Annotated in this window: 28 protein-coding genes and 1 pseudogene; all 29 read left to right on the top strand. The window is 61.2% G+C overall.

Annotation, left to right across the window (positions count from 1 at the left end; genetic code table 11):
- The coding region (locus P8X48_08895) for a hypothetical protein (protein MEJ2107430.1) at positions 1–116 on the top strand (116 nt) is incomplete at its 5' end.
- Positions 117–122: 6 nt separating this feature from the next.
- Positions 123–434, top strand: a complete 312-nt coding sequence (gene rpsJ, locus P8X48_08890; protein ID MEJ2107429.1) for a 30S ribosomal protein S10 — start codon at positions 123–125, stop codon at positions 432–434.
- Positions 435–453: 19 nt separating this feature from the next.
- On the top strand, positions 454–1,119 hold the full coding sequence (rplC, locus tag P8X48_08885) for a 50S ribosomal protein L3 (GenBank protein ID MEJ2107428.1): 666 nt from the start codon (positions 454–456) through the stop codon (positions 1,117–1,119).
- Positions 1,120–1,125: 6 nt separating this feature from the next.
- Entirely contained in the window at positions 1,126–1,743 is a 618-nt protein-coding gene (gene rplD, locus P8X48_08880) for a 50S ribosomal protein L4 (protein ID MEJ2107427.1), read from the top strand.
- Positions 1,740–2,033, top strand: a complete 294-nt coding sequence (gene rplW / locus P8X48_08875; GenBank protein ID MEJ2107426.1) for a 50S ribosomal protein L23 — start codon at positions 1,740–1,742, stop codon at positions 2,031–2,033. The genes rplD and rplW overlap by 4 nt, the downstream gene beginning before the upstream one ends.
- An 18-nt stretch (positions 2,034–2,051) precedes the next feature.
- Complete coding sequence (rplB, locus tag P8X48_08870) at positions 2,052–2,876, top strand: 50S ribosomal protein L2 (protein ID MEJ2107425.1); 825 nt, start codon at positions 2,052–2,054, stop codon at positions 2,874–2,876.
- Positions 2,877–2,886: 10 nt separating this feature from the next.
- A complete protein-coding gene (rpsS, locus tag P8X48_08865) occupies positions 2,887–3,159 on the top strand; it encodes a 30S ribosomal protein S19 (protein ID MEJ2107424.1) in 273 nt (90 codons plus the stop codon).
- 9 nt (positions 3,160–3,168) lie between these two features.
- Positions 3,169–3,519: a 50S ribosomal protein L22 gene (gene rplV / locus P8X48_08860; GenBank protein ID MEJ2107423.1), complete on the top strand. Its 351-nt coding sequence runs from the start codon at positions 3,169–3,171 to the stop codon at positions 3,517–3,519.
- Positions 3,519–4,139, top strand: a pseudogene (gene rpsC, locus P8X48_08855) (30S ribosomal protein S3). The gene rplV and the pseudogene rpsC overlap by 1 nt, the downstream one beginning before the upstream one ends.
- An 81-nt stretch (positions 4,140–4,220) precedes the next feature.
- Entirely contained in the window at positions 4,221–4,634 is a 414-nt protein-coding gene (gene rplP / locus P8X48_08850; GenBank protein MEJ2107422.1) for a 50S ribosomal protein L16, read from the top strand.
- A complete protein-coding gene (gene rpmC / locus P8X48_08845; GenBank protein ID MEJ2107421.1) occupies positions 4,634–4,831 on the top strand; it encodes a 50S ribosomal protein L29 in 198 nt (65 codons plus the stop codon). The genes rplP and rpmC overlap by 1 nt, the downstream gene beginning before the upstream one ends.
- Positions 4,828–5,097, top strand: a complete 270-nt coding sequence (gene rpsQ, locus P8X48_08840) for a 30S ribosomal protein S17 (GenBank protein ID MEJ2107420.1) — start codon at positions 4,828–4,830, stop codon at positions 5,095–5,097. The genes rpmC and rpsQ overlap by 4 nt, the downstream gene beginning before the upstream one ends.
- 81 nt (positions 5,098–5,178) lie before the next feature.
- Positions 5,179–5,547 (top strand): 50S ribosomal protein L14, encoded by a 369-nt coding sequence (gene rplN, locus P8X48_08835; protein ID MEJ2107419.1) that lies wholly within the window; start codon positions 5,179–5,181, stop codon positions 5,545–5,547.
- Positions 5,548–5,558: 11 nt separating this feature from the next.
- Positions 5,559–5,876: a 50S ribosomal protein L24 gene (gene rplX / locus P8X48_08830; protein MEJ2107418.1), complete on the top strand. Its 318-nt coding sequence runs from the start codon at positions 5,559–5,561 to the stop codon at positions 5,874–5,876.
- 15 nt (positions 5,877–5,891) lie between these two features.
- Positions 5,892–6,437: a 50S ribosomal protein L5 gene (gene rplE, locus P8X48_08825; protein ID MEJ2107417.1), complete on the top strand. Its 546-nt coding sequence runs from the start codon at positions 5,892–5,894 to the stop codon at positions 6,435–6,437.
- A gap of 12 nt (positions 6,438–6,449) precedes the next feature.
- On the top strand, positions 6,450–6,755 hold the full coding sequence (rpsN, locus tag P8X48_08820) for a 30S ribosomal protein S14 (GenBank protein MEJ2107416.1): 306 nt from the start codon (positions 6,450–6,452) through the stop codon (positions 6,753–6,755).
- Between the two features lie 35 nt (positions 6,756–6,790).
- A complete protein-coding gene (gene rpsH / locus P8X48_08815) occupies positions 6,791–7,183 on the top strand; it encodes a 30S ribosomal protein S8 (GenBank protein ID MEJ2107415.1) in 393 nt (130 codons plus the stop codon).
- Between the two features lie 10 nt (positions 7,184–7,193).
- Complete coding sequence (gene rplF, locus P8X48_08810) at positions 7,194–7,721, top strand: 50S ribosomal protein L6 (GenBank protein ID MEJ2107414.1); 528 nt, start codon at positions 7,194–7,196, stop codon at positions 7,719–7,721.
- Between the two features lie 15 nt (positions 7,722–7,736).
- Entirely contained in the window at positions 7,737–8,090 is a 354-nt protein-coding gene (gene rplR, locus P8X48_08805; GenBank protein ID MEJ2107413.1) for a 50S ribosomal protein L18, read from the top strand.
- 11 nt (positions 8,091–8,101) lie between these two features.
- Complete coding sequence (rpsE, locus tag P8X48_08800) at positions 8,102–8,608, top strand: 30S ribosomal protein S5 (protein ID MEJ2107412.1); 507 nt, start codon at positions 8,102–8,104, stop codon at positions 8,606–8,608.
- 10 nt (positions 8,609–8,618) lie between these two features.
- A complete protein-coding gene (rpmD, locus tag P8X48_08795; GenBank protein MEJ2107411.1) occupies positions 8,619–8,801 on the top strand; it encodes a 50S ribosomal protein L30 in 183 nt (60 codons plus the stop codon).
- Between the two features lies 1 nt (position 8,802).
- A complete protein-coding gene (gene rplO / locus P8X48_08790; GenBank protein ID MEJ2107410.1) occupies positions 8,803–9,237 on the top strand; it encodes a 50S ribosomal protein L15 in 435 nt (144 codons plus the stop codon).
- Between the two features lie 20 nt (positions 9,238–9,257).
- The gene (gene secY, locus P8X48_08785; protein MEJ2107409.1) at positions 9,258–10,577 is read left to right on the top strand and encodes a preprotein translocase subunit SecY; all 1,320 of its coding nucleotides are present in this window, start codon (positions 9,258–9,260) and stop codon (positions 10,575–10,577) included.
- 30 nt (positions 10,578–10,607) lie between these two features.
- The gene (gene rpmJ, locus P8X48_08780; GenBank protein ID MEJ2107408.1) at positions 10,608–10,721 is read left to right on the top strand and encodes a 50S ribosomal protein L36; all 114 of its coding nucleotides are present in this window, start codon (positions 10,608–10,610) and stop codon (positions 10,719–10,721) included.
- A gap of 100 nt (positions 10,722–10,821) precedes the next feature.
- Positions 10,822–11,178: a 30S ribosomal protein S13 gene (gene rpsM / locus P8X48_08775; GenBank protein MEJ2107407.1), complete on the top strand. Its 357-nt coding sequence runs from the start codon at positions 10,822–10,824 to the stop codon at positions 11,176–11,178.
- Between the two features lie 11 nt (positions 11,179–11,189).
- Positions 11,190–11,579, top strand: a complete 390-nt coding sequence (gene rpsK / locus P8X48_08770) for a 30S ribosomal protein S11 (protein ID MEJ2107406.1) — start codon at positions 11,190–11,192, stop codon at positions 11,577–11,579.
- Between the two features lie 25 nt (positions 11,580–11,604).
- On the top strand, positions 11,605–12,231 hold the full coding sequence (gene rpsD, locus P8X48_08765) for a 30S ribosomal protein S4 (GenBank protein MEJ2107405.1): 627 nt from the start codon (positions 11,605–11,607) through the stop codon (positions 12,229–12,231).
- A 35-nt stretch (positions 12,232–12,266) separates the two neighbouring features.
- Positions 12,267–13,268, top strand: coding sequence for a DNA-directed RNA polymerase subunit alpha (rpoA, locus tag P8X48_08760; protein ID MEJ2107404.1), 1,002 nt, complete (start codon positions 12,267–12,269; stop codon positions 13,266–13,268).
- Between the two features lie 21 nt (positions 13,269–13,289).
- Complete coding sequence (gene rplQ / locus P8X48_08755; protein ID MEJ2107403.1) at positions 13,290–13,742, top strand: 50S ribosomal protein L17; 453 nt, start codon at positions 13,290–13,292, stop codon at positions 13,740–13,742.
- The last annotated feature ends 10 nt before the right edge of the window (positions 13,743–13,752 follow it).

The following is a 13,752-nucleotide window of genomic DNA, read 5'->3' as shown; positions in this document are numbered from 1 at the left end:
TGAAGATGACGGTCGCCCTCATCGCCCCCATCGCCATGGACGAAGGCCTGCGCTTCGCGATCCGCGAAGGCGGTCGTACCGTCGGCGCCGGGGTGGTGGCGAAGATTATTGAGTAACGGGATATGGCCAACCAGAAGATTCGTATTCGGCTAAAGGCGTTCGATCATCGACTGATCGATCGCTCGGCATCGGAAATTGTCGACACCGCCAAGCGCACCGGTGCGCTGGTGCGCGGCCCCATCCCGTTGCCGACCAAGATCGAACGTTACACGCTGTTGCGTTCGCCGCACGTGAACAAGAAGTCACGTGACCAGTTCGAGATCCGCACCCACAAGCGGATCATGGACATCATTGAGCCCACGGACAAGACCGTGGATGCGCTGATGAAACTGGACCTGGCGGCCGGCGTGGATGTGGAAATCAAACTGAACTGATTACTGACGGATTGCAGCAATGGCAACGGGAATCGTAGGACGCAAGATTGGCATGACACGCGTGTTCGCGGAGTCTGGCGCGGCAGTGCCGGTTACGGTGCTGGATGTTGCGCCCAACCGCGTGACCCAGTTGCGCACCGAGGAAGTCGACGGTTACCGCGCGGTCCAGGTGACCGTGGGCGAGCGCCGCCCCGGGCGGGTGAACAAGGCCATGGCTGGACACTTTGCCAAATCCGGCGCCGGCGCCGGCCGCGGTGTATGGGAATTTCGCCTGGACGAAGGCGAGGACGAGGGCCTGGAAGCCGGCGGCGAAATCCGTGTGGACATGTTCCAGCCGGGACAGAAGGTGGATGTACAGGGCACGACCATTGGCAAGGGCTTTGCCGGCGTCATCAAGCGCCACCATTTCGGCGGTGGTCGGGCCAGCCACGGCAACTCCCTGAATCACCGTACACCGGGCTCCATCGGTCAGAACCAGACTCCGGGCCGCGTGTTCAAGGGCAAGCGCATGTCCGGTCATCTGGGCAATGTCACGCGGACGCAGCAGGGTCTGGAAGTGGTGCGCGTGGATCCGGAACGAAACCTGTTGCTGGTCAAGGGTTCGATCCCGGGCCCCAAGGGCGCGGATGTGATCATTCGTCCGTCGGTCAAGGCCCGCAAGGCAGTCGCCGGCGAACAAGGGTAAAGAACGATGAAGTTGAGCATTGTGAATGACAGCGGCTCCGCCAAATCCGACGTGGAAGTGTCGGAAGCGGTGTTCGGCGCGCGCTTCAATGAGCCCCTGATTCATCAGGTAGTGACGGCCTACCAGGCCGGCGGCCGCCAGGGCACCCGCGCACAGAAGAACCGCTCCGCGGTACGTGGCGGTGGCACCAAGCCGTGGCGCCAGAAGGGAACCGGTCACGCCCGTGCAGGCACGATTCGCAGCCCGATCTGGCGCGGTGGCGGCAAGGTCTTCCCTGCGACTACGCAGAATTTCGATCAGAAAGTGAACAAGAAGATGTATCGCGGCGCCATGCGGTCGATCTTGTCCGAGCTGGTGCGTCAGGGCCGTCTGGTTACGGTTGAGTCGCTGACCATGGATGCGCCGAAGACGAAGCTGCTCAACGAGATGCTGGGCAAGCTGGGCGGCTTCGATGCCCTGATCGTCACTACTGAGGATGATCGCAACCTGGCCCTGTCGGCGCGCAATCTGCGCAGCGTGGATGTGGCGACGGTGAACAGTGTGGATCCGGTCAGCCTGATCCGGCACGAAAAGGTGGTCATGACCGCCGACGCGCTGAAGCGTTTCGAGGAGGTGCTGGCATGAACATGGAGCGCATCTACCAGATCATCCTGGCGCCGCACGTTTCGGAAAAGACCACGACCGCTGCCGAGAAGAACCGTCAGATGGTATTCAAGGTACGCGAGGACGCGACCAAGCCGGAAATCAGGACCGCCGTCGAGAAGCTGTTCGAGGTGGAAGTAGATACGGTGCAGGTGATCAACGTCCGGGGCAAGATGAAATATGGCAAGCAGACCGGCAAACGGGCCAACTGGAAGAAGGCCTATGTGCGCCTGAAGCCGGGCCACGATATTGATTTCATGGGCGCGCAGTAGCCCACGGGAAGAACCGAAATGGCAATCGTAAAAGTCAATCCAACATCGCCGGGTCGCCGCGGACTGGTCAAGGTCGTAAACCCGGATCTGCACAAGGGCAGCCCCTATGCGCCCCTGGTGGAGAAGCAGAGCCGTGCCGGTGGCCGCAACAACGGCGGCCGGGTTACCGTGCGTCACCAGGGTGGTGGTCACAAGCAGCACTACCGAAAGATCGACTTCCGTCGGAACAAGGACGGGATTGCCGCGCGCGTGGAGCGCCTGGAATACGATCCGAACCGCAGCGCCAATATCGCGCTGGTTCTGTACGCCGATGGTGAGCGCCGCTACATCATCGCTCCGAAGGGCGTGCAGAAGGGTGACGAATTGATGTCCGGCGCCGATGCGCCGATCCGCGCGGGCAACAGCCTGCCGATCCGCAATATTCCGGTCGGTACCACGATACACTGCGTGGAAATGCGGCCGGGCAAGGGTGCGCAGCTGGCCCGCTCTGCCGGCGCCGCCGTGCAGCTGGTGGCCCGCGACGGCAACTACGCGCAGGTGCGCCTTCGTTCCGGTGAAGTTCGCCGCATTCACGTTGAATGCCGCGCCACCGTGGGCGAGGTCGGAAACTCGGAACACAACCTGCGCAAGCTCGGCAAGGCCGGCGCCAAGCGCTGGCGCGGCATCCGCCCGACGGTTCGCGGTGTTGCCATGAACCCGGTGGATCATCCGCACGGCGGCGGCGAAGGCCGTACTTCCGGCGGCCGCCATCCGGTTTCGCCCTGGGGTGTGCCGACCAAGGGCAAGAAGACTCGTGCCAACAAGCGTACGGACAAGATGATTGTCCGTCGCCGGAAGAAGTAAGGGGTAAGCCGTGCCACGTTCGATTCGCAAGGGCCCATTCGTTGACCACCACCTGATCAGCAAGGTGGAAAAGGCGGTGGCCGAAAGCAGCAAGCGTCCGATCAAGACCTGGTCGCGCCGCTCGACCATCACGCCGGACTTTGTCGGGCTGACCATCGCCGTGCACAACGGTCGTCAGCACGTGCCCGTACTGATGACGGAAAACATGGTCGGTCACAAGCTCGGTGAGTTTGCACCGACCCGCACGTTCCGGGGCCATGCCGCGGACAAGAAGGCCAAGTAGGACAGCACCATGGAACAGACCAAGGCTGTACTGAAGTTCGTGCATATTTCGCCGCAGAAGGCGCGTCTGGTCGCGGACCAGGTCCGTGGTCTGCCCGTGGCCCGTGCGCTGGAGATCCTGAAGTTCAGCAGCAAGAAGGCCGCGCACCCGCTGCGCAAGGTGCTGGAATCCGCCATCGCCAACGCCGAGCACAATGCTGGCGCCGATATCGACGAGCTCAAGGTCAGCAACGTGCAGGTGGACGAAGGTCCCACCATGAAGCGCTGGCGTGCCCGTGCCAAGGGTCGCGGTACGCAGATCCTGAAGCGCACCAGCCATCTGACGGTGGCGGTCGCCGAGAACAGTAAAGGGGGCAAGTAATGGGTCAGAAAGTCAGCCCGGTCGGCATGCGTCTCGGCATTATCCGGGACTGGAGTTCCAAGTGGTATGCCGGAAACCGGAACTACGCGGGCACCTTGATCTCCGATCTCAAGCTGCGGGATTTTCTCAAGCGCAAGCTGGTGAACGCCGCTGTCAGCAAGATTGTGATTGAGCGGCCGGCGCAGAACATCAGTGTGACGATTCACACTGCCCGCCCAGGCATCGTCATTGGCAAGAAGGGCGAGGATATCGAGAAGCTGCGCAAGGAACTGGCGGCCATGGCCGGGAAGCCCGTGCATCTGGCGGTCGAGGAAGTGCGCAAGCCCGAGCTGGATGCACAGCTCGTGGCGGAGAGCATCGCCCAGCAGCTGGAGAAACGCATCATGTTCCGTCGCGCGATGAAACGCGCGGTGACCAATGCCATGCGTCTGCGAGCCGAAGGCATCAAGGTTATGGTGGCGGGTCGCCTGAACGGCGCCGAAATTGCGCGTACCGAATGGTACCGTGAGGGTCGCGTGCCCCTGCATACCCTGCGCGCGGACATCGACTACGGTTTCGCCGAGGCGCGGACGACCTACGGCATCATTGGCGTGAAGGTCTGGATCTTCAAGGGCGAGGTCTTTGAGGAAGAGACGCCGGCGGCAGCCCCGGAAGCAGCCGAGGCATCCGCCTGAGAAACGAACGGATAAGGTAGAGAAGAGATGTTACAGCCCAAGAGAACGAAGTTCCGCAAGCAGCACAAGGGTCGCAACCGCGGCCTGGCTACGCGCGGCAACAAGGTCAGCTTTGGCGAATACGGGCTGAAGGCGACCACCCGCGGACGCCTGACGGCACGTCAGATCGAGGCGGCTCGACGTGCAATGACGCGTCACATCAAGCGTGGCGGCAGAATCTGGATTCGGGTGTTCCCCGACAAGCCGATCTCCAAGAAGCCGCTGGAAGTTCGTATGGGCAAGGGCAAGGGCAACCCGGAGTACTGGGTGTCCCTGGTCCAGCCGGGAACCATGTTGTACGAGATGGAAGGTGTGAGCGAAGAGATTGCACGCGAGGCCCTGCGCCTGGCGGCGGCCAAGCTTCCGGTCCGGACAACCTTTGTTGCGAGACATGTAGGCTGATGAAAGCGAAAGACATCCGCGCGATGGACGATGCAAAGTGCAAGGAAGAGCTGGAAGGCCTCCTGCGCGAACAGTTCAATCTTCGCATGCAGAATGCGACCGGTCAGCTGGCGAACAACTCCCAGCTGCGGCAGGTGCGGCGGGATATTGCCCGTGTCCGTACCGTAATGAATGAAAAGCAGGGTAAATCGGCATGAGTGAAGAAGCCACGAAAATCCGCCGCAGCGTGACCGGGCGCGTGGTCAGCGACAAGATGGACAAGACCATTACTGTCCAGGTCGACCGGCGCGTGAAACACCCGCTGTACGGCAAGTACATTGGTCGTCGCACCAAGCTGCATGCGCACGACGAGAAAAACGAGTGCCAGGAAGGGGATCTGGTGCAGATCGAGGAATGCCGCCCGATGTCCAAGCAGAAGAGCTGGCGTCTGGTGAAGGTACTGGAGCGGCCGGCGGCGGTATAGGAAAGATTTCTGGGTGGGTGCCAATGGTGGTAAACTCGCCCGCCTTTTCCGGTACGGAACGGAAAAAACAGGGTAAAAACGATGATTCAGATGCAGAGCCGCCTGGCGGTGGCCGACAACAGCGGGGCCAAAGAGGTGCAGTGCATCAAGGTGCTGGGCGGCTCCAAGCGCCGCTACGCCGGGATTGGTGACGTGATCAAGGTCAGCGTGAAAGAGGCGATCCCGCGGGGTCGCGTGAAGAAGGGTGATGTGTACAACGCGGTTGTGGTGCGCACCAAGAAGGGCGTGCGGCGGCCCGACGGTTCGGTGGTCCGTTTCGACACCAATGCCGCCGTGCTTCTGAACGCCCAGTTGCAGCCCATCGGAACCCGTATCTTCGGTCCGGTGACGCGTGAACTGCGTACCGAGAACTTCATGAAGATTATTTCGCTGGCCCCGGAAGTGCTGTAGAGAGAACGCAGATGCGCAAGATCAAGAAAGGCGACAAGGTGCAGGTGCTGGCCGGCAAGGACAAGGGCAAGCAGGGGACCGTGATCGAGGTTCGGCCCGACAATCGCGTGCTTGTGGGCAGCGTGAATATGGTCAAGAAGCACGTGCGGCCGGATCCGAACAAGAGCGAGCCCGGCGGCATCGTGGATCGTGAGGCACCGCTGCATGTTTCGAATGTCGGGCTGGTAAATCCGGTCACCGGCAAGCCGGAACGCGTGGGTATCAAGACGTTGGAAGACGGGCGCCGCGTGCGCTACTTCAAGAAGAGCGGTGAGGTCGCGGACATCTAGTCCGGGTACAGGAATATGGCAAACGCACGTTTACAAGAGTACTACAAGACGGAAGTTGTCCCGGCGCTGATGAAGCAGTTCGGGTACAGCAGTGTCATGCAGGTCCCGAAGATCGAGAAGGTCACCATTAATATGGGTGTCGGCGGGGCCATGGCGGACAAGAAGCTGATTGAGAACGCCGTCAATGACATGACCGCGCTGGCCGGTCAGAAGCCTGTGGTTACCAAGGCACGCAAGTCTGTGGCCGCCTTCAAGGTGCGCCAGGGCTGGCCCATCGGCTGCAAGGTCACGCTGCGCCGCGATCGAATGTACGAATTTCTGGATCGTCTGATCAATATTGCGATCCCGCGTGTCCGGGACTTCCGTGGGCTGTCCGGCAAGTCGTTCGACGGTCGTGGCAACTACACCCTGGGTGTGCGCGAACAGATCATCTTCCCGGAGATCGATTACGACAAGATCGATCAGATCCGCGGAATGGATATTACGATTACAACCACGGCGCGGAACGACGATGAGGCCCGGGCATTGCTCGATGCCTTCCGGTTCCCGATCCGCAGCTAGAGGAAAGACGAGATGGCGAAGAAAAGCATGGTCGCGCGCGACGTTAAGCGCAAGAAAACCATCGCGAAGTACGAAACCAAGCGTGCGGAGCTGAAGGCGCTGATCAAGAATCCGAACACGGACGACGAAACGCGCTACGAGGCGACGCTGGCGCTGCAGAAAATCCCGCGCGATGCGAGCCCAACCCGGGTTCGCAACCGCTGCGGACTGACCGGCCGCCCGCGCGGCTATTACCGCCGATTCGGCCTGGGCCGCAACAAGCTGCGGGAACTGGTCATGAAGGGCGAAGTACCGGGCGCGCACAAGGCGAGCTGGTAAGACACCGGACAGACGGTAAGGAAGAGATACCCGATATGATGACAGACCCGATTTCGGACATGTTGACCCGCATCCGCAACGCCCAGCGTGCGGACAAGGTGAGCGTGCGCATGCCGGCGTCCAAGCTGAAGATGGCGGTGGCCAAGGTGCTGCAGGACGAGGGCTTTATCGCCGGTGTGAGCCAGGCGGAAGAAACCGGTCTGCCGGTCATGGAGATCGAGCTCAAGTACTACAACAACAAGCCGGTCATCGAGCAGTTGCAGCGGTACAGCAAGCCCGGACGCCGTCAGTATCGGGGCAAGGACGATCTGCCCAAGGTGGCGGGCGGCATCGGTGTCGCCATCGTTTCGACCTCCAAGGGTGTAATGACCGAACGGGATGCTCGCAAGGCCGGTGTCGGCGGCGAGATCCTGTGTTACGTAGCGTAGGTGAAATCGAATGTCTCGCGTAGCAAAGAATCCGGTCAAACTGCCCAGCGGCGTTGAAGTTCGCGTCGAAGGCGGTGTGATCAAGGTAAAAGGCCCCAAGGGCGAGTTGCAGCAGCGTCTGCACGCGACGGTGGATCTGAACCAGGAAGGGGATGAAGTCCGCTTCGAGGCCAAGAGCGACGACGCCTGGGCCATGGCGGGTACCACCCGGGCCCTGGTGGGGAACATGGTCGAAGGTGTGAGCCAGGGCTTCGAGAAAAAGCTGGCCATTGTTGGTGTGGGTTATCGCGCGGCGGTCAAGGGCAAGGCCCTGGATCTGACCCTGGGCTTTTCCCACCCGGTGGCCTATCCCATCCCCGACGGGATCACGATTGAATGCCCGACACAGACGGAGATCGTCGTGAAGGGCTCGGACAAGCAGCAGGTTGGCCAGGTGGCCGCGGAGATTCGCCGCTATCGTCCGCCGGAGCCCTACAAGGGCAAGGGCGTGCGTTATGCCGACGAACGCGTGGTCATGAAAGAGGCCAAGAAGAAGTAGGGCGGATCGAGGACTATGGACAAATTTTCCAGACGGGCGCGTCGTGCGCGCAAGACCCGGTACAAGATTGCCGAATTTGGCAGCACGCGTCTGTGCATCCACCGGACGCCGCGGCACATCTATGCCCAGATCATCGATCCGACGGGCGGTCGCGTCCTGGCCAGCGCGTCGACGCTGGAGGCCGAGGTGCGCAGCCAGCTCAAGAATGGTGGCAACCGCGACGCCGCAGCCGTGATCGGCAAGCGCATTGCGGACAAGGCGAAGGCGGCCGGTGTTACCGACGTGGCCTTCGATCGTTCGGGTTTTTCCTTCAGCGGTCGGGTCAAGGCTCTGGCGGATGCGGCCCGGGAAAACGGACTGAAGTTTTGAGGCGATAGATTATGGCGGCAACAGGTGCAAGTGTTCGCGGCGACGACTTCCAGGAGAAGTTGATCAACATCCGGCGCGTGGCCAAGGTGGTCAAGGGCGGCCGGATTTTCGGCTTCTCGGCACTGACCGTGGTTGGCGACGGCAAGGGCCGCGTGGGCATCGGTCGTGGCAAGGCGCGCGAGGTGCCGGTGGCCGTACAGAAGGCCATGGAAAATGCCCGTCGTAACATGATCCGTGTGTCGCTGGACGGAACCACGCTGTACCACGACATGGTCGGCGAGCACGGTGCCGCCAAGGTGGTTATGAAGCCCGCGTCCAAGGGTACCGGCATCATCGCCGGCGGCGCCATGCGCGCGGTGTTCGAAGTGGCTGGCGTGGAAGACGTGCTGGCCAAGTCCATCGGCTCACGCAACCCGGTGAATGTGGTGCGTGCGACGGTGAAGGGTCTGCTCAAGGTACAGAGTCCGGACAGTGCTGCCGCCAAGCGTGGCAAGACCGTCGAGGAAATTCTCGGCTAGGGGAACAGACGTGGCGAAGAAACTGAAGGTAACCCTGACGAAAAGCCCGATCGGTGCCGGGCGAGTGCACCAGGCCTGTGTGCGCGGCCTCGGCCTGCGCCGGATTCGCCACACCGTGGAGCTGGAAGATACACCGGCGATCCGCGGCATGATCAACAAGGTGTCGTACATGGTGCGCTGCGAGGAGATCTAGCATGCGACTGAATACACTCAAACCGTCGACCGGAAGCAAGCAGGGCAGCAAGCGCCTGGGTCGCGGTCACGGATCGGGTCTGGGCAAGACCTCGGGCCGCGGTCACAAGGGTCAGAAGGCCCGTGCCGGCGGCTATCACAAGGTCGGCTTCGAAGGCGGGCAGATGCCGCTTCAGCGTCGCCTGCCCAAGCGCGGTTTCGTTGCGCCGTTCCACAAGGATACGGTGGAAGTACGCCTGGCCGAGCTTGCCAAGGTGGATGCGGCCGTGATTGATCTGGACGCGCTGAAAAAAGCCGGCATCATCGGCAAGAACGCAAAACGCGCCAAAGTCTTCCTGTCCGGCAAGCTGGACAAGGCCGTCACCGTGAAGGGTTTGATGGCCACGAAGGGCGCCAGGGAAGCGATTACCGGCGCGGGCGGCAAGGTCGAGGACTGATGGCACGAGCAGCGGCAGGCATGCCAGGCGCGGGCGGCTCCGGCCGGCTTACCGACCTGCGCAACCGAATCCTGTTCCTGCTTGGCGCCCTGGTTGTATTTCGGATCGGTGCCCACATCCCGATACCGGGGGTGAACGCCATTGCCCTGGCGGAGATGTTCAAGGGTACACAGAATTCGATCATCGGCATGTTCAACATGTTCGGTGGTGGCGCGCTCAAGCGCATGTCGCTGTTTGCGCTGGGCGTGATGCCGTACATCTCGGCATCTATTATCGTGCAGCTGCTGCAGTCCGTGGTTCCTTCACTTGAGGAACTGAAGAAGGAAGGCGAGGCCGGGCGCCGCAAGATTACGCAGTACACACGCTATGGCACCGTGGTTCTGGCCATCGTGCAGGCGGGTGCGATCGCCGTGGGACTGGAGAGTCAGCCTGGCGGGCACCAGGTGGTATCGACTCCGGGAACCGGATTCATCATCACCACCGTGGTAACGCTGGTTACCGGGACCATGTTCCTGATGTGGCTGGGCGAGCAGATTACCGAGCGCGGTATCGGCAACGGGATTTCGATGCTGATTTTCGCCGGGATCGTTTCCGGCCTGCCCGGAGCCGTGGGACTGACGCTGGACCTGGCACAACGCGGGACATTTCAGCCGCTGTTCGTCCTGCTGCTGTTTATTGTCGCCGTTGGCGTGACCGCCTTCGTCGTATTCGTGGAACGGGGCCAGCGCCGGATCACGGTGAACTACGCCAAGCGGCAGCAGGGACGGCGGATGATCGGGGGGCATAGCAGCCACTTGCCACTGAAGGTGAACATGGCGGGCGTGATTCCGCCGATCTTTGCCTCCAGTATCATCCTGTTCCCGGTGACGGCGGCGAACTGGTTTGGCCAGAGCGAGAGTATGGCCTGGTTGCGAAATGTCGCGACCACGATCTCGCCCGGGCAGCCCCTGTATGCGGTGCTGTACGCGTCGGCGATTGTGTTTTTCTGCTTCTTCTATACGGCGTTGGTGTTCAACCCGAAGGAGACAGCGGACAACCTGAAGAAATCCGGGGCGTTTATTCCCGGAATTCGTCCCGGGGAGCAAACCGCCTCGTACATCGACAAGGTCATGTCGCGGCTGACTCTGGGGGGCGCGGTCTACATCACACTGGTGTGTCTGCTGCCCGAGTTTTTGTATGTCAACTGGAACGTGCCGTTCTACTTTGGCGGAACGTCCCTGTTGATCGTCGTGGTGGTGTGCATGGACTTCATGGCCCAGGTGCAGACCCACATCATGTCCCGCCAGTACGAGAGCCTGCTGAAGAAGGCGAACCTGAGCGGGATGACGCTGCCGCGCTAGGGCCGGCGTCGAACGGACAGGAGTGTAGTCATGAAAGTCAGGGCATCGGTGAAGAAATTGTGCCGAAATTGCCGCATCGTACGGCGCAAGGGCGTGGTACGGGTGATTTGCTCGGACCCGACGCACAAGCAGCGTCAGGGATAGTTGGGGACCCGGTTTCGGGTCTAATTGGTTGATTTTTGGGGTGTTGGACAGTATCCTTGCGCGTTTTCGCGCCCCCGGTCGGTCCTTGGAGAATACGTGAATGGCCCGCATTGCAGGCATCAACATACCGGTTCATAAGCATGTCGACGTCGCGCTGACGTCGATCTACGGCATTGGCCGCCAGACGGCGCAGGACATCTGCGACGCCGTGGCGGTTCCGCGCGACCGCAAGGTGAAGGACCTCACCGAAGACGAGGTCGAGAAGATTCGCCGCGAAGTTGGCGCGCGTACCGTGGAAGGCGATCTGCGCCGCCAGGTGACCATGAACATCAAGCGATTGATGGACCTTGGCTGCTACCGCGGTCTGCGCCATCGTCGCGGTCTGCCCGTCCACGGTCAGAAGACCAAGACCAATGCCCGCACCCGCAAGGGACCGCGCCGGCCGATCAAGAAGTAGGGTGAAGATTCATGGCAACGCAAGCTAGCCGTTCCAAGAAGAAGGTGAAGAAGAACGTCGCCGAGGGCATCGCCCACGTTCACGCGTCGTTCAACAACACCATCATCAGCATCAGTGACCGTCAGGGCAATGTATTGTCCTGGGCGACCTGTGGCGGTTCCGGTTTCCGCGGCTCGCGCAAGAGTACGCCCTTTGCTGCGCAGATCGCGGCCGAGCGTGCCGGACGTAAGGCGCAGGAATACGGCCTGAAGACGCTGGAAGTGCGGGTCAAAGGTCCGGGACCGGGCCGCGATTCGTCCATTCGCGCACTCAATGCCCTGGGCTATGAGATTGCGAGCATCGTCGACGTCACCCCGATCCCGCACAACGGCTGCCGCCCCGCGAAGCGCCGTCGCGTGTAACCATATATATGTGGAGTAAGCAGTAGTGGCCCGTTATACAGACCCGAAATGCCGTCTTTGCCGCCGCGAGGGGGGCAAGTTGTTCCTGAAGGGAGAGAAGTGCTTCACGGACAAGTGTCCGCTGGAGAAACGCTCCTATGCGCCGGGACAGCACGGCCAGCGCCGCCGCCGGGTATCTGACTACGGGCTGCAGCTGCGCGAGAAGCAGAAGCTGCGCACCATCTACGGCGTGCTCGAGCGGCAGTTCCGCAATTATTACGACCAGGCTGATCGCCAGAAGGGATCAACCGGTGAGAACCTGCTGCAACTGCTGGAATCGCGACTGGACAACGTGGTTTACCGCATGGGCTTTGCCGCCTCGCGCGACGAGTGCCGTCAGCTGGTACGCCACAATGGTGTGAAGGTTAACGGTAAGCGGGTGAATATCCCTTCATACCAGGTCAAGGCCAGTGACCAGATCGAGCTGGCCGACGGCGCCAAGGCGCAGCTGCGCGTGAAGGCCGCTATGGAGGCCGCGGAACAGCGCGGGTTCCCGGAGTGGGTCGAGGTTGATACCAGCGGAATGAAGGGCGTTTTCAAGGCCGTTCCTGACCGCGCGGAGTTGTCTTCCGATATCAACGAAGCCCTGGTTGTTGCGCTGTACTCGAAGTAATCGATTCGAACCGAATTAACGTTTAAAGGGACACTATGCAAAGTTCTGCGACTCAGTTCCTGAAGCCCCGGCTTGTTGATGTGCAGGCCGTTTCCAATACGCGTGCCAAAGTCACGCTGGAACCTCTGGAGCGTGGCTTCGGTCATACGCTGGGCAATGCCCTGCGCCGCATCCTGTTGTCGTCCATGCCCGGTTGCGCAATCACCGAGGTAAAGATCGACGGCGTGCTACATGAGTACTCCGCCATCGAAGGCGTGCAGGAAGACGTAATCGAAATCCTGATGAATCTGAAGACCCTTGCACTGCGCATGCATGGCCGCGACGAGGTCGTGTTGAATCTGAGCAAGAGCGGCCCCGGCCCCGTCACCGCGGCCGACATCACCCTGGAACATGATGTCGAAGTGGTGGACCCGGATCATCTGATCGCTACCCTCACAAAGGGTACCTCGCTGGATATGCAGCTGACGGCGACGCGTGGTCGCGGCTATATGCCGGTGGTCGCGGGTGACAGCGAAGAGGGCAAGTCCATCGGTGTCATGCAGCTTGATGCCTCCTACAGCCCGATCCGCCGCGTAGCCTACGATGTAGAGAATGCCCGCGTCGAACAGCGTACGGACCTGGACAAACTGGTACTGGACATCGAGACCAACGGCGCCATCGATCCGGAAGAGGCGATCCGTCGGGCAGCCAACATCCTTCAGGACCAGATTTCCGTGTTCGTCGACCTCAAGAGCGAGGAAGGCGCCAAGGAAGAAAAGGCCGAGCCGCAGATGGATCCGCTCCTGCTCCGCCCGGTGGACGACCTTGAGTTGACGGTTCGCTCCGCCAACTGCCTGAAGGCGGAAAATATTTTCTACATCGGTGACCTGATTCAGCGCACTGAGAATGAATTGCTGAAGACGCCGAACCTGGGCAAGAAATCGCTCACCGAGATCAAGGATGTGCTGGCCCAGCATGGCCTGTCCCTCGGCATGCGACTGGAAAACTGGCCGCCGTCCTCCCTCCAGGACACTGCGGGCAAGACCGAAACCGCCTAGGCAGACCCGGGAGATTTATCCATGCGACACCTGAAGAGCGGCCGAAAACTCAATCGCACGAGCGCGCATCGCAAGGCCATGCTCCGCAATATGACGGTATCGCTGTTCCGCCACGAACAGATTCGTACCACCCTGCCCAAGGCCAAGGAGCTACGCCGTGTTGCCGAGCCCCTGATCACCCTGGGCAAGCAGCCGAGTGTCGCCAACCGACGCCTGGCCTTCTCGCGCCTGCGCGACCGCGCGATTGTTGGCAAGCTGTTCGATGATCTGGGCGTGCGATTCAAGGAGCGCCCCGGTGGTTACCTGCGCATCCTGAAGGCCGGCAACCGCGTTTCCGACGATGCCCCCATGGCCGTCGTGCAGCTGGTAGACCGCGAAGCGGTTGCCAAGCCTGAAGCACCCAAGAAAGATGCAAATCCAAAGGCCGATAAAAAGGAAAAGGAGGCCAATGCGGAAAAAAGAGCAGCGTCCTAGAAGAAGGCGG

The sequence above is a fragment of the Acidiferrobacteraceae bacterium genome (assembly GCA_037388825.1).
Taxonomy (GTDB): domain Bacteria; phylum Pseudomonadota; class Gammaproteobacteria; order Acidiferrobacterales; family JAJDNE01; genus JARRJV01.
This window is presented reverse-complemented; position numbering and strand designations above follow the sequence as displayed.